Annotated in this window: 18 protein-coding genes and 1 other annotated feature; of the genes, 15 read left to right on the top strand and 3 right to left on the bottom strand. The window is 49.5% G+C overall.

All coding sequences use genetic code 11. The features are described from left to right. The first annotated feature begins 32 nt into the window (after positions 1 to 32). The 7 genes from QU597_RS08210 (at position 33) to QU597_RS08240 (ending at position 7,124) form a co-directional block, all read left to right on the top strand. Positions 33 to 2,090, top strand: coding sequence for an alkaline phosphatase family protein (locus QU597_RS08210; RefSeq protein ID WP_310832196.1), 2,058 nt, complete (start codon positions 33 to 35; stop codon positions 2,088 to 2,090). Between the two features lie 7 nt (positions 2,091 to 2,097). Beyond that, positions 2,098 to 2,442 (top strand): thioredoxin family protein, encoded by a 345-nt coding sequence (locus tag QU597_RS08215; protein ID WP_310832197.1) that lies wholly within the window; start codon positions 2,098 to 2,100, stop codon positions 2,440 to 2,442. A gap of 100 nt (positions 2,443 to 2,542) precedes the next feature. Beyond that, the gene (locus QU597_RS08220) at positions 2,543 to 3,451 is read left to right on the top strand and encodes a LysR family transcriptional regulator (protein ID WP_310832198.1); all 909 of its coding nucleotides are present in this window, start codon (positions 2,543 to 2,545) and stop codon (positions 3,449 to 3,451) included. Between the two features lie 117 nt (positions 3,452 to 3,568). Further along, positions 3,569 to 4,414: an ABC transporter permease subunit gene (locus QU597_RS08225; RefSeq protein WP_310832199.1), complete on the top strand. Its 846-nt coding sequence runs from the start codon at positions 3,569 to 3,571 to the stop codon at positions 4,412 to 4,414. Between the two features lie 31 nt (positions 4,415 to 4,445). Continuing rightward, positions 4,446 to 5,573, top strand: a complete 1,128-nt coding sequence (locus QU597_RS08230) for a taurine ABC transporter substrate-binding protein (RefSeq protein ID WP_310832200.1) — start codon at positions 4,446 to 4,448, stop codon at positions 5,571 to 5,573. A 31-nt stretch (positions 5,574 to 5,604) separates the two neighbouring features. Beyond that, positions 5,605 to 6,513 carry an ABC transporter ATP-binding protein gene (locus tag QU597_RS08235; protein WP_310832201.1) on the top strand — a complete coding sequence of 303 codons (909 nt, stop codon included), beginning with the start codon at positions 5,605 to 5,607 and terminating at the stop codon, positions 6,511 to 6,513. A 140-nt stretch (positions 6,514 to 6,653) separates the two neighbouring features. Further along, complete coding sequence (locus QU597_RS08240) at positions 6,654 to 7,124, top strand: GNAT family N-acetyltransferase (RefSeq protein WP_310832202.1); 471 nt, start codon at positions 6,654 to 6,656, stop codon at positions 7,122 to 7,124. Positions 7,125 to 7,201: 77 nt separating this feature from the next. On the opposite strand, the gene QU597_RS08245 is transcribed toward QU597_RS08240, so the two are convergent. Next, a complete protein-coding gene (locus QU597_RS08245; RefSeq protein WP_310832203.1) occupies positions 7,202 to 7,720 on the bottom strand; it encodes a hypothetical protein in 519 nt (172 codons plus the stop codon). A gap of 144 nt (positions 7,721 to 7,864) precedes the next feature. Further along, positions 7,865 to 8,089, top strand: a binding site (T-box leader). 117 nt (positions 8,090 to 8,206) lie between these two features. Between QU597_RS08245 and tyrS the strand changes: the two genes are divergently transcribed. The 4 genes from tyrS to QU597_RS08265 all read left to right on the top strand — a co-directional run bounded on the left by tyrS (position 8,207) and on the right by QU597_RS08265 (position 13,168). Continuing rightward, positions 8,207 to 9,469 (top strand): tyrosine--tRNA ligase, encoded by a 1,263-nt coding sequence (gene tyrS / locus QU597_RS08250; RefSeq protein WP_310833259.1) that lies wholly within the window; start codon positions 8,207 to 8,209, stop codon positions 9,467 to 9,469. A 180-nt stretch (positions 9,470 to 9,649) separates the two neighbouring features. Beyond that, on the top strand, positions 9,650 to 10,687 hold the full coding sequence (locus QU597_RS08255; protein ID WP_310832204.1) for a helix-turn-helix domain-containing protein: 1,038 nt from the start codon (positions 9,650 to 9,652) through the stop codon (positions 10,685 to 10,687). A 6-nt stretch (positions 10,688 to 10,693) separates the two neighbouring features. Further along, positions 10,694 to 11,953 carry an FAD-dependent oxidoreductase gene (locus QU597_RS08260; RefSeq protein WP_310832205.1) on the top strand — a complete coding sequence of 420 codons (1,260 nt, stop codon included), beginning with the start codon at positions 10,694 to 10,696 and terminating at the stop codon, positions 11,951 to 11,953. 300 nt (positions 11,954 to 12,253) lie between these two features. Beyond that, positions 12,254 to 13,168 carry a DUF5692 family protein gene (locus QU597_RS08265; RefSeq protein ID WP_310832206.1) on the top strand — a complete coding sequence of 305 codons (915 nt, stop codon included), beginning with the start codon at positions 12,254 to 12,256 and terminating at the stop codon, positions 13,166 to 13,168. 86 nt (positions 13,169 to 13,254) lie between these two features. Here the strand turns inward: QU597_RS08265 and QU597_RS08270 are convergent, their stop codons facing one another. Beyond that, positions 13,255 to 13,542, bottom strand: a complete 288-nt coding sequence (locus QU597_RS08270; RefSeq protein WP_310832207.1) for a hypothetical protein — start codon at positions 13,540 to 13,542, stop codon at positions 13,255 to 13,257. 68 nt (positions 13,543 to 13,610) lie between these two features. Next, positions 13,611 to 14,468: a CPBP family intramembrane glutamic endopeptidase gene (locus tag QU597_RS08275; RefSeq protein ID WP_310832208.1), complete on the bottom strand. Its 858-nt coding sequence runs from the start codon at positions 14,466 to 14,468 to the stop codon at positions 13,611 to 13,613. Between the two features lie 257 nt (positions 14,469 to 14,725). Between QU597_RS08275 and QU597_RS08280 the strand changes: the two genes are divergently transcribed. From QU597_RS08280 to QU597_RS08295, 4 genes are all read left to right on the top strand, one after another. Next, on the top strand, positions 14,726 to 15,448 hold the full coding sequence (locus tag QU597_RS08280) for a GntR family transcriptional regulator (RefSeq protein ID WP_310832209.1): 723 nt from the start codon (positions 14,726 to 14,728) through the stop codon (positions 15,446 to 15,448). A gap of 289 nt (positions 15,449 to 15,737) precedes the next feature. After that, the gene (locus QU597_RS08285; protein ID WP_206103862.1) at positions 15,738 to 18,125 is read left to right on the top strand and encodes a phosphoketolase family protein; all 2,388 of its coding nucleotides are present in this window, start codon (positions 15,738 to 15,740) and stop codon (positions 18,123 to 18,125) included. Positions 18,126 to 18,268: 143 nt separating this feature from the next. After that, positions 18,269 to 20,149, top strand: coding sequence for a serine hydrolase domain-containing protein (locus QU597_RS08290; RefSeq protein WP_310832210.1), 1,881 nt, complete (start codon positions 18,269 to 18,271; stop codon positions 20,147 to 20,149). 237 nt (positions 20,150 to 20,386) lie between these two features. Continuing rightward, positions 20,387 to 24,400: a glycoside hydrolase family 10 protein gene (locus QU597_RS08295; protein WP_310832211.1), complete on the top strand. Its 4,014-nt coding sequence runs from the start codon at positions 20,387 to 20,389 to the stop codon at positions 24,398 to 24,400. The last annotated feature ends 203 nt before the right edge of the window (positions 24,401 to 24,603 follow it).

Raw genomic sequence — 24,603 nt, forward strand, 5'->3', positions numbered from 1 at the left:
ATCTACAATATTATGGACGGAGTGAAGTTATAATGGCAGGCAGCAATGGCACAGCAAAAAAAGTAATGCTGCTGGGACTTGACGGGGCAGACCCGTCAGTGATCCGGCGATATGTAGCGGAGGGCAAGCTTCCTAATTTCAAAAGAGCCATTGAAGCCGGTTCGACGACAAGTGATTTGGGCATGCAAAGTGTGCTTCCAGCCATCACTCCACCGAACTGGGCGTCGATTGCCACCGGAGCCTATCCGGCCACCCACGGCATCACCTGCTTCTGGAACCATACACTGGGCAATGAGCTGGACGTGCTGGATTATGGTTTTGACTCTGGCCTGCTGAAGGCCGAGACCATCTGGCAAGCTTATGCCCGGGCGGGCAAGAAGAGCATTATTTTTAATTACCCGACCTCCTGGCCGGCGCAGGTGGAGGATGCGATTTATGTCGACGGGACCAGCATCTATACCAATCTGCGCGGTTATATTGATTATGAGAAAGTGTACGAAGGCAGAGCAGGCGACTTTGAGCTGATCGAGATCCCGCATGTGGTCGATAATACGGGAGCCAACTGCCGGTTTGAAGGCGAAGAAACAACCCAGAAAGCGGAGATCAGTAAGGAGACGTATGAGGGGTACGGCTATACACAGCCCGGACTGGTAACTACGGCGCAGGATGGAGAATTATCAGCGGATATCCCGACTGCGGATCAGATCCTGACCCCCCTGAAGCCTGCTGCCGGCTGGAATTCTGCTCCGGCTGGTGCGCGTGAGTTCGTACTGCCGGTGAACAATGGCCAAGCCAGACGCTGGGGTCTGCTTGTAGCCGATAACGGTACAACGTATAACCGGATTCGTATTTATGCTTCCAAAACGGCGGAAACAGCGCTGGGAGAAGCCGTTTTGGGAGAATGGAGCGGCTGGATTTACGACAGCTATACGATTAACGGAGCCAGCATTCCGGTAGCCTACAAAATCCGTGTGCTGGAGCTGGATCCTGCGGGAAACAGCTTTAAATTCTATTCTTCCTACGTGCTGGATCTGAAAACCGGGAGATACTTTCATCCGCAGCCTATCGGAGAGGAACTGTACAGTAAGGTTGGCCCGATGCTGCAGCCTTCCAATTACAGCCGTCTGAATCCGCAGGCTGATCTTGTGCTGCTGGAATCCATCGGTGAAATGTACAGCTGGCATGAGGATGCCATTAATTATTTGCTTGATAACAAGGAATGGGATCTTTTCTATACTCATATGCACGGAATCGACATGTTCAATCATTTCTACCTCGATCATACGCTGCCAGCTGCGTCGCCGGAATACAAACGCTACGAGGAGATCATTTATAAGATTTATGAGATCAGCGACCGCTTCATCGGCGCACTGCTCGACCGCCTGGATGATGAGACGGCGGTGTTCATTGTTTCGGATCATGCCGGAGTTGCGAAGAATCCGGAGACAGACCATCCGCTGATCGGCGATATGTGGGGGATCAATGTCGGCATTATGGGGGAACTCGGGTATACCCGGATTAAAGAGACCGGGGGAGGTCTCGAGATTGACTGGAGTAATACGGTTGCTGTCGCCCAGCGGGCTACATACATCTATTTAAATGTTAAAGGCCGCGACCCACAAGGGATCGTAGATCCTGCAGATTATGATAGGCTGGTGCAGAAAATTATTGATGACCTCTACAGCTACCGCGATCCGAAAACAGGCAGAAGAGTCATCAGCTTCGCCCTGAACCGAAATGATATGGAGCTTGTGGGGTTAGGGGGAGAGAATGTAGGTGATATCTTCTATATCCTGGAGCCGGACTTTACCCGATGCCACGGCAACGGTCTCAGCAATCACACGCTGATGGGGTATTCCATGCAGGCCTTATTTATTGCCCTCGGTGCCGGTGTGAAGGCAGGAAAAGTCATTGACCGCAAAGTTAAAGTCGTCGATATTGTACCGACAATCTGCCATCTGACCGGCTCCCCGGTGCCGAACGATGTGGAGGGCGGAATCATCTATCAAATTTTAACAGAAGAGCAGGATGAAGCTGGGCAGTATGGAGAGGCTGCTGCGGAGCCGGTCACGGCGGGGACGGGCGGCTGAGCAGAGGATGCGTACAGAAATTCCGCGTAAGCCGATTCCCCATATTACGGACCGTGAATTTGATGATTTGACCTTCGGCAGTGAAGAACCCGTGCTTGTGTTCTTCGGTTCCCGGCGCTGCAAAATCTGCCGGGAGCTCTTTCCGGTGGCCGAGGCGGTAGCTTACGATTTCAGCGGCCGTATGCAGGTATACGGTGTGGACGCCGATAAATACCGTTCTCTGTTTCACAGGCTAAGGCTGAAGGGCATCCCTCATCTTGTACTGTTTCTAGGCGGCGAAGTAAAGGCAAGGATCGGCGGCTTTCATCCTCAGCAGGTACTCGTCGAGAAATTGGAGGAATGGGTGCCGTAAGAGTGGATGATGTAACCATTGTCAGCGATCTTTTTCCTAGTAGTCACATTGGATTTATGATTATATAATGAGGCTAGCAGGAAGAAAGAGGGAGACGATTATGCGGCTGGAACAGCTCTATCATATTGTGGCGATCGCCCAGACGGGATCGATATCGACGGCTGCCGAGCGCTCCTATATTTCACAGCCGGCGCTTAGTTCTTCTGTATCCAAGCTGGAGGTTGAGCTCGGAGTGCCTCTGTTCAAACGGAGTAATCAGGGCGTGCATCCTACGGAGATCGGGCAGGCCGTTATCGCCAAAGCAATGGAAGCCATCGATCTGCTGGAGGATATCAAAGCGCTTGCCGAGGAGAACACTCATGCAATGACCGGGAGTATCCATCTTGCGGTAGAGCCGTTCATCAGCAACACCATCATGGTTAATACACTGACTACGTTTAAATACAGGCATCCCAATGTGAATGTGCTGATGAAGGTTGGAGAGTCCAACAATAATCTGCGTGATATTGCAGCGGGTAAAGCGGATTTCGGAGTTGTAATGAAAAGCTGCGGCCAGGCGGAGGACAAGGATCTCTGCGTCAAGGAGCTGTTCAGGGACCGCCTGGTGCTGCTGGTCAGCCGGGATTCGCTGCTTGCTGCCAGCGGGACAATTACAATTCAGGAAGCGATGGCCCAGCCGCTGGTTCTGTACAATACCGAATTTGCCACGGACTGCTGGATTTCCGAGCTGCTGCAGAGCCACGGTGAATTCAATGTAGCTTACCGGCTGGACAGCTTCCCGATGCTGGAAAAGGTCATCTCCTTGAATTTATGCGCGGCTTTCGCCCCGAAATTTATGAGCGATTATTTTTTGAACAAGGGCAGCATTGTCCCGCTGGAGATTACCGGTGCCGGACTGGATATATCGATTGCTCTAGCCTGGACTAAGCGGCATCATCTGTCGCTGATTGAGAAAGAAATGATGGAGACGATCAAATCGCTCTGTGCGATGTGCGAGTTTCTTGGTTAAGGAGCCTACCGGACCACCGGAGGCCTGCTGTTTCAGAGGGAGGGCGGAATCTGCCCTTCATGCTGAAGTGCAGGCCTTTTTATTTGCCGCTTAAACAATGAAAGAGGAGATGCTGAGATGCAGAGCAACACCAGAGAAGCAGTGCCGCCGAATAGCGGCGTGATCCGCAGTAAGCCGGCTTCCAAGCGGAGAATATCAAAGGAATGGCTGTACCGGGGGATTTCCGTGGGCTCATTGCTGGCCGCACTGCTGCTTTGGTGGTCTGCCAGCACCCTGGAGTGGGTGAATCCCCTGTTTCTGCCTAAACCGCAGACGGTCTGGTCTGCTTTCGTGGATGTGCTGCAGGACGGCTATAAAGGCCAGACCCTGCTGAATCACATCGGGACGAGTATGAGAAGACTGTTTCTGGCGCTGGCGGCCGCTTTTATAACCGCTGTTCCCCTAGGGATCTTATGCGGACGCTATCGTGTACTTCGGGCGGTGGTAGACCCGTTCATCGAATTCTACCGTCCGCTGCCGCCGCTGGCCTATTATACGCTGCTGATTCTGTGGTTCGGAATTACAGATGTCTCTAAGGTGCTGCTGTTATTTCTGGGGGCGTTTGCCCCTTTGTTCATCACGGCAGTGTTCAGCGTGCAGCGGCTCAGCGCCGACCGGATTAACGGTGCCCGGTCGCTTGGGGCACGGGGCTGGAAATTGTACGTCTTTGTTATCTTTCCATCGGTGCTTCCGGAGCTTCTAACGGGTCTGCGCACGGCAGTCGGTGTAAGTTACTCCACACTTGTGGCCGCTGAAATGGTGGCCGCAGTGTCCGGAATCGGCTGGCTGGTGCTGGATGCGAGCAAGTTTTTGCGGAGTGACATTATGTATCTCGGCATTATCATTATGGCGTTGATCGCCATTGCAATTGATCTTATCATCCGCAGCCTGATCCGGCGTGTATCGCCGTGGACGGAGCAATAAAACTATTTATTCAAAAGGGAGATTAGAGAAGATGAGACCATTTCGCACTTTATTCAGGCTAGGCCCGTTGCTCGCAATTCTGATGGTACTGCTGGTGTTATCCGCTTGCGGTAATAGTAATAATCAGGTCAACGGAAAGAGTGCGCCGGAGGCTGCGGCCACGGAAGAAGCAGTAAGCACAGCAGCCGCAGACACGGCTACAGCGGAGCCTTCCGCCGCTGCAGAGGAACTGCCCAAGGAAATACGCATTGGCTACCAGGTTTCCCCGAACGGCGAATTGCTGGCCAAATCGCTTGGGCTGCTGGAGAAGAAATATCCTGATGTCAAAATTTCCTGGCTGAAATTTGACTCCGGCCGTGATGTGAACGTGGCGATTGCCAGCGGCGGGATCGACTTCGGCCTGCTTGGTACACCTCCCGGGGCCTCCGGTATCGCTCAAGGATTACCGGACCAGGTCTATTACATCCATGATGTTATCGGCCAGAGTGAAGCGCTGGTCGTGAAGAGTGATGCCGGCATATCCTCCCTCGCGGATTTGAAAGGGCACACAATCGCCACCACCTTCGGCTCAACTTCCCATTTCAGTCTGCTGTCTGCTCTGAAGCAGAAGAATATTGATCCTGGCACGATTACCATCCTTGACATGCAGGCTCCCGATATTGTTGCTGCTTGGCAAAGAGGCGATATCGATGGTGCTTACACCTGGCAGCCGAGCCAGTCGAAGCTGGTGGAGGACGGCGGTAAGGTGATTATCAGCTCGGCTGAAGTTGCGGCGAAAGGCGGTATCACCGGGGAGTTCGGCGTAGTGCATAATGATTTTATCGCCAAATATCCAAATGCGGTCAAAGGCTATATCTCAGTTCTGGATGAGGCGGTCAAAGCCTACCGCGAGCATCCCGAGGATTCGGCAGCGGCAATGTCCGGTGAACTGGGTCTGACACCGGAGGCTACCTTGAAGGCAATGAATGAAATCATTGTGCTGGATGCATCGCAGCAGACTGCGCCGGAGTATATGGGAACACCGGATCAGCCGGGAGCCTTCGGGCAATTGCTGAAGGACACCGGGGATTTCCTGGTGGAACAGAAGTCGATTACGGAATCACCGGATTTATCCGTATACCAGAAAGCGCTGCGCAATGACCTGTATCCCGTTCAATAAGTAAACTGCATTAATGGAAGGAGTGGCCCGAATGATCTATGAAGAGAAGCTGGAGGGTATGGGTTCTATAAGTACCAGTGCAGGCGCCGGGGTTTTCCGGGGGGATAGAATTTCCGTTCAGCAGGATGCCTTCGCAAGTTCCAATGCTGAGCCGGACAGCGGAAAGGGGATTCTGCTGGGAGGGATCGGCCTGGCTTACGGCAGAGGTGCTGAAGAACGCCAGGTGCTGCAGGACATCAACCTGACGCTGTCACCTGGAGAATTTGTTGTTGTGCTCGGTCCGTCCGGCTGCGGCAAAACCTCACTCCTGAATATTCTCGCAGGTTATTTGCGGCCTACCCAAGGGACAATATCGATTAACGGCAAACGTCATACCCGCCCTGATTCGGAGGTCGGCGTGGTCTTCCAGCAGGCGAACCTGTTTCCCTGGCTGTCACTGGCCCGCAATATCGAGTTCGGGCTGCGGATGAAGAATTTGCCTAAGGCCCGGCGCAAGGAACGGGTGGCCTATTTTCTGGAGCTGATGGGGCTGACTTCTTCGGCGAAGCTGCTGCCCCACCAGCTGTCCGGGGGGATGAAGCAGCGGGCGGCGATTGCCCGTACTCTGGCCACTGAACCGGAAATTGTTCTGCTTGATGAACCGTTCAGTGCACTCGACGCCTTAACCCGCGAGAATATGCAGCGTCATTTGAGGGAGATTTGGCGCAAGACGGGCAAGTGCATGTTTTTCATCACCCACGATGTGGATGAAGCGCTGCTCCTGTCCAGCCGGCTGATTGTCATGCACCCCGATCCCGGCAGAGTCGTAGAGGATTTCGCGAATCCGCTGACAGCGGGCGGAGAAGAACGGACCTTCGACGAACTTCGTACAAGTAGAGAGTACAGCGGACTCCGGCAGCACCTGCTGGCCCGGATGGAACCAGGCACAGCTGATCGCTAGAGAATAACCAATGTTTGAGCCAAGTTGGCTGTGTCTCTTTCGGACACAGCCGTCTTTTTTTTCAGACACACCGTACATCACAGTTTACAGCTGGCAAATCATATATGATATGTGCAATGCATCGGAAATGGGGCTGATATATGCTTAGAATTGCGGAAGCGGGAACAGAGGATCTGAAAGTGATGTGTGCGCTGCTTGGTGAACTGTTCGCGCTGGAACAGGATTTTGCAGATGCCGTCAATGAAGACAAGCAGAGGACCGGTCTGGAATTGATCCTGGAACACCCGGACAAAGGGCAGCTGCTGCTGCTCAAGCGGCAGGAAAAGGTTGTCGGGATGGTGAATCTGGTGTATTCATTCAGCACCTTTGAGGGTGGTCCGGTAATCATGCTGGAAGACTTTATTGTGGCTGCGGAGGAGCGGAGCAAGGGCAGCGGCAGGTTTTTTATGGACCGGATCGTCGAATATGCCAAGCAAAACGGCTTCCTGCGGATTACCCTGCTTGCGGACGCCGGGAATATGCGGGCACTGCATTTCTACGAAGCCGCGGGCTATCAGTACTCGAATATGAAATGTCTGCGGCTTGGACTGGGAGCAGCCGACGTAAGCTGAGACAAACGCGAATGAGCCTTTGGAGTCACCTCCAAGGCTCGTTTGCTGTCCAATGGATGATCAGGGATTCATAACGCTCATTCTTCCGAATAGGGTTTCATTTCAATCTCTGTCTTGCTGCTGTTTACAACGGTTCTTCCGTTTTCTTCTCCGAAGCTTAGCCGTTCTGTACCCAGGTATTGACTGCCTGTAGAATCCGTATAGCGGTAGGTAATCAGAGCTTCTTCCGCGTCTGATTCTGCGATATAGCTGACTACCCATGGGCTGGACCAGCGGATTACCGTATTATTGGCATCCCCGGTCGCAGCCTTCTGCTGCTGCCGAAACTCTTTTTGCATACTGCTGCTCATGATTTCCAGGCGTAGCTTGCCGTCCCTGGTTTTCCATGCCTCTGCCCACTGGAGCGCCAGCTTATATGTTTGCTCATTCTGAACAGCGTCATCTGCTGTTTCGGCTGTGTAAATGAAGGGTGTTGTCCCAAACATCTTATTCCCATCCGGTGAGGAGTCTGCAGAGGCTCTAATGACAGCTGTCATCCCGGTGACAAGTGCAATCACAAGCAGTATTCCCGCAATGGGACTGGTTTTTAGTTTCATCGCCGCAATCCTCCTCTCTTCAAGCGGATGATCTTGTTGATAAGTATCCTACCCTGATTGGACGGTATTATCAACCTTTGTTAAGTAAGGGCGCTGCATTGACAACGATTTTGGAATTGGCTATACTTTCTGTAATCTTATAGTTGGTATACGTTGAATGAGCGCAGTAGCAGCTTAGTCCCTGTCCCAGAAAGCCGGGGGGTGATGGAACCCGGTACATACGAGGGCTGCGAAATACACTCTGGAGTATCTTGGGTAATGCCAAGCGGAGCTAAGCGAACGATAACTCGCTGATAGTGGTACGGACACGCTTATTCCTGGTGTTCGTGCAATTTGGGTGGTAACACGGTTAATCCAATCGTCCCTGTGTCTGAACAGACAAGGGGCGATTTTTTTATGGGATTTTTGGATACCCGGACCCGCACTGCTCTGCGCTCAGAACGTAGATCACACAAGAACCGACAACTTACAAAGGGGCTGTACATGTTGAATATTATTGATGAACTGGAATGGCGCGATGCCATTAACCAGCAGACGGATGCGGAAGGACTGCGTGAATTAACGAATAGCAAGGCGGTCTCGCTGTATTGCGGTGTTGACCCGACCGGCGACAGCATGCATATCGGGCATCTGATTCCGTTCATGGTGCTTAGACGTTTTCAGCTGGCCGGTCATCGTCCGGTGATCCTGATCGGCGGAGCAACCGGAACCATCGGCGATCCGAGCGGGCGCCAGAGCGAACGCTCCCTGCAGACGCTGGAACAGGTGCAGGAAAATGTGGATGCGCTGACCGCACAGATGAAGAAGCTTTTCATCTCGGATGATAACGCTAACCAGGTGCGTCTGGTCAACAACTACGACTGGACTAAGGATATTAACGTTATTGAGTTCCTGCGCGACTTCGGCAAAAACTTCAGCATCAATACGATGCTGGCCAAAGATGTCGTCTCCAGCCGCCTGGACAGCGGAATTTCGTTCACCGAATTCTCGTACCAAATCCTGCAGTCGATCGACTACCTGCACCTGTACAAGCATGAGGATGTGCAGCTGCAAATCGGCGGCTCCGACCAGTGGGGCAACATTACAAGCGGTCTGGACCTGATCCGTAAAAAAGAAGGCAACGAAGCTAAAGCCTTCGGCCTTACCATCCCGCTGATGCTGAAAGCGGACGGCACCAAGTTCGGCAAAACCGCCGGCGGAGCCGTGTGGCTCGATCCGAAGAAAACAACCCCTTACGAGTTCTACCAGTTCTGGGCGAACACGGATGACCGGGATGTAGTGAAATACCTCAAGTACTTCACCTTCCTGAGTAAAGAGGAAATCGAAGCTCTCGCGGCAAAGGTCGAAGCCGAGCCGCATAAACGGGAAGCACAAAAGGCCCTGGCTGAAGAGATGACCCGGTTTGTTCACGGCGAGGAGCTGCTGGAGCAGGCCAAACGCATTACCGCAGCCCTGTTCAGCGGCGATATCCGCTCGCTGACTGCTGATGAAATTGAGGAAGGCTTCAAGGAAATGCCGACCTACACCGCCTCCAAGGAAGCGAAGAATATCGTGGACTGGCTGGTAGACCTCGGCATAGAGCCGTCCAAACGCCAGGCGCGTGAAGACATTACCAAGGGTGCAATTTCCATCAACGGTGAGCGTGTAAGCGAGCTGGAGGTTGAGATTACCGCTGAACATGCTATCGGCGGGAAATTCATCATTGTCCGCAAAGGTAAGAAAAATTACAGTCTGGTGAAACTGACATAAATTTGTAGTCTGCCATAACTCAGCAAGGAGGGTGTTCCGAAGGCCATGAACGGCTGCCGGGACTCCCTCCTTTTCTTTTGCGTAAGATTAGGGAAAACAATCTAAATAATCATTAATTATATAAATTAAGCTGTTCAAAAGGCTGGGTACGTATAAAATAAAGACTGGGGGGTGAATGAATTGAATGCTAAAACTAAATATCATATCCTCATGCAAGGAACCACCAGCAAAAATGTAAGTGAAACCTGCAAGGAGTTCGGCATTTCCCGGACGATCTATTATAAGTGGCAAAATGCCTACAAGAAGCATGGGATGGATGGGCTTACGGAGAGAGAAAAAAAACCGGTCATGCCAAACAAAGTGGACAAGCGTACGGAAAGGCTGATTTTAAAGTATATTGCCAAATTTCCTGAGGATGGTCCGAAGCGGATCTATTATGAATTGCAGGACGAGGGGGAGAAGGTAGGGGAATCCGGGATATACAATGTGTTGCGGCGGCACGGACTTAGCAAGAGGGCGCAGCGGGAAGCCTATGCCAAAGAAATCAAGGAGAAGAAATGGCCGGGTGACACAGCTGCTAAAGCTCCAAGGAGCAAGGTAAGGGAACAACTGCTGGACTATAAGCTGAAGGATCCGGACAATGCCCACCCCGGTTATATCTGCATGCAGAGTATTTATTATATGGGAGAGTTCCCGCGAATCGGAAAGGTATATCAATATGTGATTTATGATGTTTACTCTACGATAGGACTGGTCAAGCTCTATAACCGGAAAGCTACCATACACTTCATCGATTTTATGCATCTCAAGGTCATACCCTTAATGAAGTCACTGCATTTTGAGATCGACAATCTGGTGACGCACAAAAGCCGCGAATTCACCACAAACTGGGATAGAGGCAAACATAAATATACCGACTTTTTACATAAGAACAATATTAATCAAGTGGCTGTCACTGCGCAAAATGCAGAGATATTTCAACCTTTGCAGCAATTTGTTGCAGTGTTGACGCAGGAATTTTACCAGCAGGCCTGGGGAGATCCTACGATCAATTCTTTTGAAATATTAGAAAACCGCTTACAAGCATACTTGAATTACTATAACTTCAACAGAAAGATTACAGACGGTCCTAATAAAGGAAAAATACCATCCGATGCAGCACTTGAATGTACGGGACAGCAGGAGACCTTGCCACTATGGTTATTTACAAGGAGATAACGGAAGATGGACAACATGAAGCGCGAAGACAAAATAGGCATCATTGGAGCAGGGATTTCCGGGGTATCTGCTGCTTATCATTTGGCTAAAAAGGGCTATACCCATATCACCATCCTTGAGAAATCAGACCGTGTGGGAGGAAAGTGCTTTTCCATTGAGTACAAAGGGAAAACATATGAAATGGGGGCGCTGTTCGGACTTCCCTCCTATGCCCATACGAAGAACCTGATGATGGAATATGACCTCATGGACAAGGGGCCTTTACTGGAGCGGGGATTTTTCAATACGAACGGAAGGCAGACCTCGCAGATTCCTCTGGATCAGGTACAGGCTTTTGCGCAGGAATTCAAGCGGTTGCCGGAGATTTCCAAACGCTACGAGCGGTTAAATGAACCGGGCCTTCTCCATTTGCCGGAGGACCTGTGCCAGCCCTTTTCCTTATGGTGTGATGAGAACGAATTATTTGTCATTAAGCAGGTCTATATGCATTACTTCAGTACCTTTGGGTTTGGCAGTATCTATGATGTGCCTGCGGCCTATGTTCTGAAATTTTTAAGCTTTGATAATCTGCTCTCCTTTATTGAAGTTACGCATATGATCACCTGGCCTAAAGGGGTTACTGAACTCATAAGACGTATGGCAGACCAGGTAGAGGACCTGCGTCTGACCTGCGAAGTGCTCCATATGGACTGTGAACCAAACGGCAAGGTGCGGGTGGAAACCAGTCAGTCTGCGCTCTATTTTGACAAAGTGATTTATACGGCTTCCTTGCAGCATATTAGTGAAATCGTTGATTTACCTGCGGCAGATAAAAGGATGTTGGAGCATATTACCTATGAGCGGTTTCGTGTATACGCTTATAGGGTTGAAGGAATCCCTGAGCTTTCAGGTTATATTCCCGGCAATATGCGCCCTGAGTCTAAGGGACAGATGATGGCCTGGTATTACCGGTGGGCAGATATGGGGACTACGGATTTGATCACTATTTATGTAGTTGAGAATGAAGAGATGACCGATCAGGAGATGCGCGAGGCTGTGGAAATGAAGCTTAGGGATCTCGGCGGAACCAACATTCGTTTCTATATGATGAAAAGATGGGAGCATTTTCCCCATGTGGAATCTGCTGCGCTCCGTGCAGGCTTTTATGAGCAGCTTGACCTGATGCAGGGGAGAGACCAGATATATTACGCCGGAGAAATCATGAACTTCCCCACACTTGAGAACTGTATCGTATATACGAAATACCTGGTCGACCGATTTTTTTGAACCATACGGCTAAACACTGGCCTTGCTCACAAAGCACTTTGTGGGCAAGTTTTTTTTTTTTTTTTACTTTCGGGATAGGTTTACAGCATGTAGTGCTAAAGATATAGAATCTATTAAAATCGCCTGCCGGCGTTGATGTCTTAGGGAATCCCGGGCAAAACCGTTGTGTAAACCTAACATGAAAGGAGACTTGTAAAACGTTGATTTATCAATGTTTTGTAAAGTTTGATGGAACCTGACACTTTGATTATTCTTGAGCTAAGTCACACATTGAATACATAATATAAGGAGGAGTAAGTCATGTTTTTATTCGAATCTATCCCCTGGTACTCTGCACTGATGTGGTTCGGGGTACTTGGAGGATTAATGCTCGTCAATGAAATTGCCCGCAAGAGCAAATGGGTTTCACTATTTTTGTTTTTAGCTGTACCTATTGTTCTGACCCTTGCAGTATGGCCGAACACGGCAGGCAAAGATTCCAGTGTGGGCACTTGGTTTCATTGGGTAAAAGTATACTCTGCGCTGGCAGGCTGTTTGGGCTTCATGGCGATCCGGTTTGTTAAGGGCTGGAGCAGTAATAAATACATATTGATGTTTCCAGCCATTATTTTGGCCGTTAACATTCTGGAAGCGGTTATCCGCGATTTCCAGGTATATAGCCTGGATGGCATGGTTGACGGAGTGATGATGGTGGGTGGTCCCTGGAACATTATGAACGGGATTGCAGGTATTTTGAACATTATTACGATTTCCGGCTGGATGGGCATTGTGATTAGTAAAGACAAGAGTAAGGATATGCTGTGGCCGGATCAGCTCTGGTTCTGGATTATCGCGTATGACCTCTGGAATTTTGCTTATGTATATAATGCTGTCTCTGACCATTCCTTCTATGCAGGCGCTGCACTGCTGATCTCATGCACAATCCCGGCGTTCTTCTTCAAAAAAGGTGCCTGGTTACAGCATCGTGCTCAGACCTTGGCGATTTGGATGATGTTTACAATGTCGTTCCCGACCTTTGTCGGAGAGTCAAAGTTCTCCGTACAATCTTCCCACAGTGAAACGGCGTTATGGGTTATGAGTGCATTGTCGTTGGCTGCTAACATAGCCGTGATTATTTATCACTGCTATAAAATCTTCAAACATAAACGTAATCCGCTTAAAGAAGAGGTATATACAGATCTGGCGGCTTACAAAGCTATCGCAGACATGAACTAAGGGAAGTATATTCCCGCATAAAAAAGATGTTCCGGGCCACCTTTGGCCGGAACATCTTTTTGGTTATCTGGAGATCGAAGCTCAGCTTAATCTTCCAGCTTCGCGAGTTCGTCCTCGAGTCCGGCTAAAGTGGCCTGGATGCCTTCAATCAAAGCTTGCTGCTTCGCTGATTGTTCCCTGAGCAGCAGCTCTTCCGGGGTAACGGAACCCGGGTCATACCCCGGAGAAGCTGTCAGCCTGCTTAAATCCGCTTCATGAACCTTCATAAGCCCTTGTGCTTCCTTCAATTCCTCTGCGGCAAGGCCAATCTGGTATTCCAGATACGTGAAATCAGATGCAGCCGCTGCATGGGTTGAACGCTGTGAATAGGTCATCCTGCACCTCCGTTCCTGTCTTGGTATGTTTATGATACAAGCTTTCCGGGACAGGCTCAAGCTTGGAGCTATATATCAATCGCCGCCCGGTGTGAACGCCGCTGTTTTATTTTTAACAGGAGCATTAGACAAACCATGGTTATAATACTGCTTAAAATAATGGCATTCGAATAATCGTTGTACCATAACATAAGCTGCTCATTCATTAGGGAGTGGATACCAACAACAAAAAACAAATTTTTGGTTAGCAGATAGAGCAGACAGAATATGATTCCGAAAATGACAAGCTGGATAAAGTCGTACACAAACTCCATCCCGGCATAGCCGGAATAGATCCGGTTAGGAATATGCATGAGTGCAAAGATGGCCTGTGAAATGAACATGGCCGCAGCTACGCGGGACGAATGACGCTTTATTTTGCTGCATAAAAGGAATACCTGAACAAATAAAAAGCCCCGGAATATGATTTCCTCCAGCAGTGCATTGCCAAAAAGCTGTCCCAATAACCCGCCTAGCACTACACTCGGAAACTCCGTTATCTGATCATTGAAGGTTATGCTGGAGCCTGTTGAGAGGTTGACGCCCAAATTGACAAGCTGAATCGCGATCCAAAACAGCAGAAATCCTGTTAACCCAGGCAGCAGTTTCTCCTTCCTGAGACCCAATTCCCTTGGCGTAACTTTGGCGATGGCAACCAGGAAGATAATCACCTCCACGAAAAGACCGATAAGATTAGCGCTTAACGTTCCGCCGATCCAGCCGTTTGTAAGATTGGAAAGCGGACGGTAGTAGCCGTGTTCAAAGTAAATAAGGTTAACGGATAGTGAATAGATAATTTCAATAATAATCATCCCGGCGATAAAAGGGACAGGTACGGGCCTTGCTTCAAAAATGGATGTAGAAGTCCTTAGTTTATGTTGCATCATTGGCCGTAATCCTCCTTGATTAGGTACTGGGCCAATACTCTTTATTCTTGCATAATACATTTATTACCAATAGGGGCCCGGAACCACTATATCCCTAGGCAGGAGAAATCTCCATTACAAAGATCATAGACCTGAGCGATTATAAAATCAGGTATGCCTGCGAAACGTAAGGCCAATCTGTATAATCTAGGCGATGATTATGATATAGTTAACATTAGGCTTTATGAAGTGATAGAAGACCTGAAAGGGAGTACTTCATGACACAATTTGTCTACAAACAGATTATTGATGATCTAAAAATGAAAATATTCGCGGGAGAATTCGCCGATATGAGATTGCCGGATGAACGCAGCCTCAGCGAGACCTATCAGGTAAGCCGCAGCTCCATCAAGCGTGCGCTGACCAAAATGGAGAGCGTCGGCATTATTTTCAAAAAACGCGGTTCAGGTACGTTCATCAATCCCCTGTACATAAAAAACGAATCGATCTTTAATTACGAAGGCTCGAATTTGGGTGTTACCGACAATTTTCAGATGCACGGCAAGAAGCCGAAAGTCAAAGTGCTGAATTTCGAGGTGATTCCACCCACCAAGGAGCTGCAGCGTGATTTGTTCCTCGGGCCCCATGATTTTGTCTACAAAATCGTCCGTCTGCGCCTGTTTGACGACGAGCCCTTTATGATTGAGACGGGTTATATTCCGATCAAAATCGTCCAGGATCTCAATCAGACGATTATTGAAGGATCAATCTTCAATTATCTGGAGGATTCGCGCAATCTTGCCGTGACCAAGTCGTTTTTATCCATCTTTGCCGAGCCCTCCGAGCCGGAGGACCAGGAGCTGCTGCATTTAAGCGTAAATGAACCCGTGGGGATCATGGAAGGGATATTCTTTTTGGACAACGGCACCCCCTTTGAATTCTCACACATGCGGTTCCATTACAAATATCTCAAGTTCAATACTTTTGTATCTGTGCATTAAGAATAAGACCGGGAAATTTCCCGGTCTTATTTTTTTTGTTTTGAGGAGGCAATGAATACAGTGTTTAAAAGTTTATCTAAATAATTTTGTGTAATATATTGGAAAAATTTATAGAAATAAAGCTGTTTTCCTGTGTTATGGGCCCGATTTTCATACTATGTTCAAAATTTCACAAAATTGGACCGTATCACTTGTCAAAAAGGTTGTATTTATTTTTTGCAGAGGTATGATGTACGTGTAGAGAAAAGAGATTGGTATTGTATTCATAATTAAACAGGGAGTGGATAAAATGGGATTATCGACCTTGAATGTTGATTACTCATCAAAAACGTATCTGGAGAAGCTGGATGCTTACTGGCGTGCAACGAACTATATTTCGGTAGGCCAGCTATATTTGAAAGACAATCCGTTGCTGAGAGAGCCTCTTAAAGACGCTGACGTCAAAATTAAACCGATCGGGCACTGGGGTACTATTCCCGGCCAGAACTTCATCTATGCCCATTTGAATCGTGTAATTACTAAATATGACTTGAATATGTTCTATGTTGAAGGCCCGGGCCATGGCGGCCAGGTTATGGTTTCCAACTCCTATCTGGATGGCAGCTACACCGAAATCTATCCGGAAATTACCCAGGACATCCCTGGTCTGAAGAAACTGTTCAAACAATTCTCGTTCCCGGGCGGCGTTGCTTCCCATGCTGCACCCGAAACTCCGGGATCGATTCATGAAGGCGGCGAGCTTGGATATTCCTTATCCCACGGCGTTGGCGCTATTCTGGATAATCCGGACCTGATCTCGGCAGTTGTTGTCGGAGACGGTGAAGCAGAAACCGGACCGCTGGCAGCTTCCTGGTTCTCCAACCGCTTCATCAACCCGGTTACCGATGGCGCTGTGTTGCCGATTCTGCACTTGAACGGCTTCAAGATCAGCAACCCGACGATTCTGTCCCGTCAATCGAAAGAAGAAATTACCGCCTACTTCACAGGCATGGGCTGGGAACCGTTCTTCGTTGAAGGCGAAGATCCTGAACATATGCACCCTGAAATGGCGAAGGCTCTGGATGCCATCGTTGAAAGAATCGCAGCGATCCAGAAAAATGCGCGCGAAAATAACGACCTTACCCGTCCGGTATGGCCGATGCTCGTCTTCCGTTCCCCTAAGGGCTGGACTGGACCTGCGCAGTGGGATGGCGTGCCTAACACAGGTTCGTTCCGTGCCCATCAGGTGCCGATTCCGGTAGACCAGAAGAATATGAAGCATGCACCGGCTCTGCTGGACTGGATGCACAGCTACAGACCGGAAGAATTATTCGATGAGAACGGCCGTTTGAACGCAGAGCTTGCCGAAATCCTTCCAAAAGGCGACAGACGTATGGGCATGAATCCTGTGACTAACGCCGGCCACCTGATCAAAGACCTGAACCTGCCGGACTTTGCCGACTATGCACTGGATAACTCTGTTCCAGGTAAAGTTGTAGCACAGGATATGGCCGTTCTGGGTAAATATCTGAAAGAAGTGGTTCTGCGCAATGAGCCTAACCGTAACTTCCGCATTTTCGGACCGGATGAAACGATGTCCAACCGTCTTGGACCTGTGTTCGAAGTGACCAAACGCCAATGGCTGGATCAGGTTATTGAACCTAACGATGAATTCCTGGCTTCTTATGGCCGTGTTATTGACTCCCAATTGTCGGAGCATCAGGCAGAAGGTCTGCTTGAAGGTTATGTGCTGACTGGACGTCACGGGTTCTTTGCAAGTTATGAAGCCTTCCTGCGTGTTGTTGATTCCATGATTACCCAGCACTTCAAATGGCTGCGCAAGGCAACCGATCAGGGCTGGCGTGCAGATATCCCTTCATTGAATGTTGTAGCAACTTCTACTGTGTTCCAGCAGGATCACAACGGCTACACTCACCAGGATCCGGGTCTCTTAGGCCACCTGGCTGACAAAAAGCCTGAATTCATCCGTGAATATCTGCCAGCAGATGCGAACTCCCTATTGGCTGTATTCGACACCGTACTGAACGACCGTCAGAAGATCAATCTGATTGTCTCCTCCAAGCACCCGCGTCCGCAGTGGTTTAGTGCCGCAGAAGCGCAGGAGCTGGTTGATAAAGGACTGAAGATCATTGACTGGGCAAGCACCGATAACGGCGGCGAACCGGATGTTGTCTTTGCTTCCGCAGGTACAGAACCGACCATTGAGGCTTTGGCTGCAATCTCCATCCTGAATGAGAAATTGCCTGAGCTGAAGATCCGTTATATCAACGTAGTCGATCTGCTCAAGCTGAGAAGCCAGAAGCTCGATCCGCGCGGCTTATCCGACGAAGAGTTTGATCAATTTTTCACAAAAGACAAACCGGTGATCTTCGCATTCCATGGCTATGAAGGGCTGATCAAAGACCTGTTCTTCGACCGCCACAACCATAATCTGCATGTACACGGCTACCGTGAGAACGGCGATATCACGACTCCGTTCGATATGCGCGTACTGAATCAGATGGACCGTTTCGACCTGACGAAGGAAGCTGTTCTGAGCCTGCCGCAAGCTGATCAGTACACTGCTATCGCAGCTGAGATGGATGCAATGGTTAAGAAACATTATGAATTTATCCGCGAAGAGGGTATTGATCTTCCGGAAGTTGAGAACTGGGTCTGGAAAGGCCTGAATAAATAATTGTAAGATAAGTGCCTGCTCCTGAATGATGGGGGCAGGCTTTTTTTAATTTTCTCAGGCTCAGATGGAGGGGTTCGGTATCACTTTGTGGAAAATATATGTAAATATCTGAAAGCATTCGTATCCGTGGAGGGAATTTGCAAGTGAGAGAATACAACCGATATAAAGGGCTCAAACAGCTATCAGTCAGTGTACTCGCTGTTATTCTGCTGCTGTTACTGGCTGTTCCGGCCCGCGCCGCTGAAGGGGGAAACGATACGGCTCCTTCCGGCACTCTGCTGTCTTCACTTGCTTCGGTTATCGATACCTATGCAGCTGACCGCCGGCAGACGACTGCCGCTGTATCTGTTGCCGTTGTTAATGATGGCAGGATCGTCTTCAATCAGGCATATGGATTCGCGGATATTGAACATGAGACAGCAGCTGATACAGACACTGTGTTTGAGTGGGGATCGTGCTCCAAGCTGCTGGTCTGGACCAGTGTGATGCAGCTGGTAGAGCAGGGGAAACTGGATTTGCAGCAGGATATCCGTGAATATCTGCCTGAAGGTTTCTTCAAAAAACTGAAGGTTAATAAGCCGATTACGCTACTGAACCTGATGCATCATAATGCTGGCTGGCAGGACCGGGCTACGGATTTGTTCTATTTTGCAGAGGAGGATCTCCCTGAGTTAGGAGAGGCGCTGGCCCTCTTTGAACCCCGGCAGGTCTATGAACCGGGTAAGGTAGTAGCCTATTCCAATTATGGTGCGGCTTTGGCTGCCTATCTTGTGGAACTGCAGAGCGGCCAGTCATTCTATATCTATGTGAAAGAGCATATTTTCGATGTGCTGGGGATGGAACATACCTCCATTCATCCGGCCCAGCGGGATAATGAAGCGGTCGATGCCGCGAGAAACAAGATTCAAGGCTATACCACAAAGCTGAAGCTGATCAAGAAGAATAGAGGATACATCGGTATATATCCGGCAGGAAGTGCGATTGGAACCGCTGGGGATGCCGCAAAATTTCTGGCCGCACTAATGCCGGCCGCAGGTGATTATACCCCATTATTCCAAAGCAATACGGTGTTAAGGGAGATGCTGTCCCCGAGCCTGAATTATGACGGAACGGATATTCCGAGAATTGCCCATGGTTTTTTTGAGGTGAATCACACGGTTCCTGCTTTGGAGCATGGGGGGAATACCCTGGGCTTTTCCAGTAAATTTACAATAGATCCGGCTTCCGGGTTCGGAATGGTCGTGATGACCAATCAGTACAATGAATGGGAATACTGCGCAGGCCTTACCGATAAGGTGTTTGGCACCTACAAACCCCAGGCTTCTAGCGTAGACCTTCCGGATAGTGTGCAGGTAGAGGGGGAATATCAGTCCGCCCGGAGGGTGGTTCACGGATTCACCAAATTGCTGGGATATCTCAGTACAATGAAGATTGTTTCGATTAACAGGAATGTCATTGACTTTAATGATATGCCCTATAAACAGATTGAGCCTTATGTGTATGTTCCGGTGCGGCAATCGGGCTTCGCCTATTTTGTACGGGATGCTCAAGGAGCAGTCGTGAAGGTTTCAAATCCGTATTTTGATTCCTTTCCGCTTACAGGCTTGGCTGCCCAAAGAACCGGGATATCTGTGATAGCTGCGGGTCTCGGAGCGTTATTGATCATGTTTGCGATGATTAGCGGATTCGTCCGGTGGATCATCTCCAGATTCAGGAGAGCAGCTAAGCCGTCATCCGGTTTTAACCAATACTATTTATGGATGAACATTGCCGGACTTGCTTTTATAGTGAATAACATTATCCTTGGGTATCGTACTCTGAACTACACTACCTATTCTGCCATTCGCATTCATCTTATCGGGAACATCGTCTATGTGGTACTTGCTGCAGGATATATAATGCTGCTTCTGATGAAACTGCGGAGTACAGAAGCGGGTAAAGCAAGCAAGATCATATACATACTGTCCGGTGTCCCGGCACTGTTATTCAGTGCTGTTATCATCGGCTGGGATTTGTTCTATTAAGCACTTAAGTCTGATGAATCCCCAGCCAGTTGCCAGAACGAATGGTGACTGGCTGTTTGTATGCCCGGGGTATCCCCCCCCTGAAATGATATATAAAAAGTACGGTAATACCTTTAATTCTGAGAAAGACGCTCTTTTTGGATTATGCTACGATTTGCATTGAGAAAGGGGGCTGTGTTCCTGAATTTGTAAGCGCTTAATTGTTGACCCAAAATGTATAACAGAGGAGTGCAATGCATGAGTAGAATGGTTAAAAAAATTTTCTCAGCAGTATTAGCGGCCAGTCTGCTACTTCCGTTAGGCAGGATTGCTCCGGTTGCCCGGGCAGCTGAAACGGGCCAGGAAGAGACCAGAACGGTTTACCATGAAACCTTTGCGGGTGGGGCAGGAAAAGCAGTCAACTCAGGAGGGGCAAGTCTTGCGGCAGTCACCGGCAAAGTTTTTGACGGCAATGCCGATGGTGCGGCTTTATACGTAAATAACAGAGTGAATAACTGGGATGCGGCGGATTTCAAGTACAGCGATCTCGGTCTCGAAAACGGGAAAACGTACACAGTAACTGCCATAGTGTATGTTGATGCCAATGTGACTTTACCTGCAACTGCAAAGGCTTCGCTTCAAACTGTGAACAGCTATGGGAATTATACAGAAGCGGCTTATGAATCCGGCAAAGCCGTTACCCTAACCAAGGAATTTACGGTGGACACCAGCAAAGATCAGGCCATGCGTATTAATTCCAATGAGGCCGGAGCGGCTGTGCCGTTCTATATTGGAGACATTCTTTTTACCGAGCAGGTAATCACGGATGTTGGAGAAGAGCCGGCAAGAGAACCGGCATTACCGTTCACCACAATTACCTTTGAAGATCAGACTGCAGGCGGCTTCATAGGCAGAGCTGGAACTGAAACGCTGAGTATCACGAATGAAGACAATCACACTGGAGAGGGCTCCTATGCGCTGAAGGTGGAAGGCAGAACCTCAACCTGGCACGGACCTTCACTGCGTGTAGAGAAGTATGTAGATAAGGGCAGTGAATATAAAATTTCAGCCTGGGTGAAGCTGATTGACCCGGCAAGCTCGCAGCTCCAGCTGTCTACGCAGGTGGGTAACGGAAGCAGTGCCAATTATGTGGCGCTTTCCCCTAAGACCATCAATGCCGCAGACGGCTGGGTGAAATTTGAGGGAAGCTACCGCTATAACAGTGTGGGCGGCGAATATCTTACGATCTATATTGAAAGTTCAAATAATGCAGCAGCCTCCTTTTATATCGACGATATCAGCTTTGAGCCGACCGGCACTGGCCCTGTTGCCATCCAAAAGGATCTGGTTCCTGTAAAAGCGGCTTATCAGAACGATTTTCTGATCGGCAATGCAATTACCGCGGAGGATCTGGAAGGGGTCCGGCTGGAGCTGCTCAAAATGCATCACAACGTTGCTACCGCCGGCAATGCCATGAAACCGGATGCGCTACAGCCGACAAAGGGGAATTTTACTTTTGACGCCGCGGATGCCATGGTTGACAAGGTGCTGGCTGAAGGTATGCAGATGCACGGGCATGTGCTGGTGTGGCATCAGCAGTCTCCGGCGTGGATGAATACAGCCACAGATGCCGAAGGGAATACGACTGCACTGGGGCGGGACGAGGCGCTCGTTAATTTGCGGACCCATATCCAAACGGTCATGGAGCATTTCGGGGATAAGGTAATCTCCTGGGATGTTGTGAACGAAGCCATGAACGATAATCCGCCAAATCCGGCCGATTGGGAAACCTCGCTGCGCCAGTCTCCTTGGAAGAATGCAATTGGAGCAGACTATGTCGAGCAAGCCTTCCTGGCAGCCAGAGAAGTGCTGGACGCTCACCCGGATTGGAATATTAAGCTGTATTATAACGATTACAACGAAGACAACCAGAATAAAGCACAGGCTATCTATAACATGGTCAAAACGATCAATGATAGGTATGCGCTTACTCATCCCGGCAAGCTCCTCATCGACGGTGTCGGCATGCAGTCGCACTACAGCATTAATACCAATCCCGACAATGTGAAATTGTCTCTGGAAAAGTTTATTTCCCTTGGTGTAGAGGTAAGCATCACTGAGCTCGATATTCAGGCCGGAAGCAACTATCAGCTGTCTGACAAGCTCGCGGATGCCCAGGGTTATTTGTACGCACAATTAATGGATTTGTATAAAGCTCATTCTGCCAATATTGCCAGAATTACGTTCTGGGGTATGGATGACAATACGAGCTGGAGAGCCTCTTCCAATCCGCTGTTGTTCGATAAGAGTCTCCAGGCCAAACCGGCTTACTACGGAGTTATCGATCCTGCTAAATTTATGGCAGAGCACCAGCCGGATACTACCGATGCCAATGTCTCCACTGCAGTCTATGGCTCGCCAAAAGTGGATGGAACGGTTGATGCGTTATGGAACAATGCATCCGAGCTATCGGTTAACCGTTATCAGCTCGCATGGCAGGGAGCAACGGGAGTTGCTAAGACGCTCTGGGATGATCAGAACCTGTATGTGCTGATTCAAGTCAGCGATGCACAGCTTGATAAAGGCAGTCCCAATGCATGGGAGCAGGATTCCGTTGAAATTTTCCTGGATCAGAATAATGCCAAAACCTCGTTCTATCAGGAGGATGACGGGCAGTTCCGGGTCAATTATGACAATGAAACGACTTTCAATCCGCCGGGTATAGCCGCAGGCTTCGAATCGGCAACCAAGGTATCCGGAACAAACTACACGGTTGAAGTTAAGCTTCCGCTTAACAAAATTTCGGCAGCTAATGATAAGAAGCTCGGCTTCGACATCCAGATCAATGACGCCAAGGACGGGGCACGGCAAAGCGTTGCTGCATGGAATGATACAACCGGCAACGGTTATCAGGATACTTCTATTTACGGCGTGCTTACCCTCTCGGGTAAAAATGTTAGTTCGGAACCAACACCGACACCAACACCGGTAGCGACACCTACGCCAACACCAACACAAACACAAACACCAACGCCAACACCGACAACTGCAGCGTTACCCGGCGGCAGCAGTAGCGCATCTACTCCACAGCCAGTAACCGTTGAGAGCAAAGACGGGATCGTTACAATCAAACCAGCGGTGAAGACGGAAGGCGGGGCAGCAAAGGCAGCGGTTTCGGGCGATCATATGAAAAAGGCGCTTGAACAGGCTGTTCCGGCAGCAGACGGTAAAAAACACATCGTGATTGACCTGCCGAAGCAGACAGGCGCAGCCTCTTATGAAGTTCAACTGCCCGCTCAAAATGTAAAGGGGCAGCAAAACCTCGTGCTGCTGATCAAGACAGACCTAGGAACGATGGAGCTTCCAAGCAACATGCTGTCCGGTGTTACAGCGGACACTGAGGTTGTATCCGTCCGTATACAGCAAGCTTCCACAGATAATCTTGATGCGGCAGCCCGCAGTGTCATTGGCCAAGGTCCGGTAATTGGACTGAGCCTGACTGCCGGTGGCAAAGCCATAGCCTTGAGCAGTCCGAATATGTCATTAAAGATCTCCATTCCTTATACCCCGGCAGCAGCCCAGCTTGGCAATAAGGGTTCACTTGTGGCAGGTCAGATCGACAGCAAGGGAAGTTTGACAGCGATTCCGAACAGCCGATATGACGCAGCAAGCGGATCGCTAGTATTCCGTGCCGCGCAATCCGGTATCTTTGCGGTAGCCTATAAGCCGGTAAGCTTCTCAGACCTGGGGAATCTGTTATGGGCTCAAGACGCGATCAGCGCCATGGCCGCCCGGGGAATTGTTCAGGGTACTGTTGAGAACAGCTTCTCCCCTGCTTCTTCTGTAAAGCGTGCAGATTTCATCACGCTGCTTGTAAGAGCACTTGAGCTAAAGGGTACAGGGCAAGCTGCTGCGGGCTTCACCGATATCCCGGCAGATGCTTATTACAGCAATGAACTGGTCATCGCGCAGCAGCTGGGCATCGTAAACGGCTATGCAGACAACAGCTTCAAGCCGGGCAGCGGGATCAGCCGTCAGGAAATGATGGTAATCGCAGCGCGCGCACTTGCGGCAGCAGGGAAAGAAACCTCTGGCAGCGGAAGTCTGAACGCTTACGCGGATGCAGCGGAGGTATCAGATTATGCTGTGGACAGCGTGTCTTTGTTGGTTAAATCGGGTATTGTCACCGGTAAGAACGGCAAGCTGGCACCGGAAGACACAGTTACCCGTGCGGAAGCGGCTGTGATTGTGTACCGGATTTGGGGATTGTAAGCACTAGCCAAATTGTTCTGTCTTATAAAAAAGAAGGCCCTTACAAAGGGTCTTCTTTTTTTCTTAATGCGTCATCATGTGGGCTGCGGAATCCACTTTTAAATGATAGGTTTTAGTAAATTCCTTCCGCTTGCCCTGAAATTAAGTTTTTTTCCTAGCACCAGCAGGACGGTATACCCGTTTTTTTTTCATTAATGGTGATA

Source organism: Paenibacillus pedocola (assembly GCF_031599675.1).
In the GTDB taxonomy this organism is placed as follows: domain Bacteria; phylum Bacillota; class Bacilli; order Paenibacillales; family Paenibacillaceae; genus Paenibacillus_AQ; species Paenibacillus_AQ pedocola.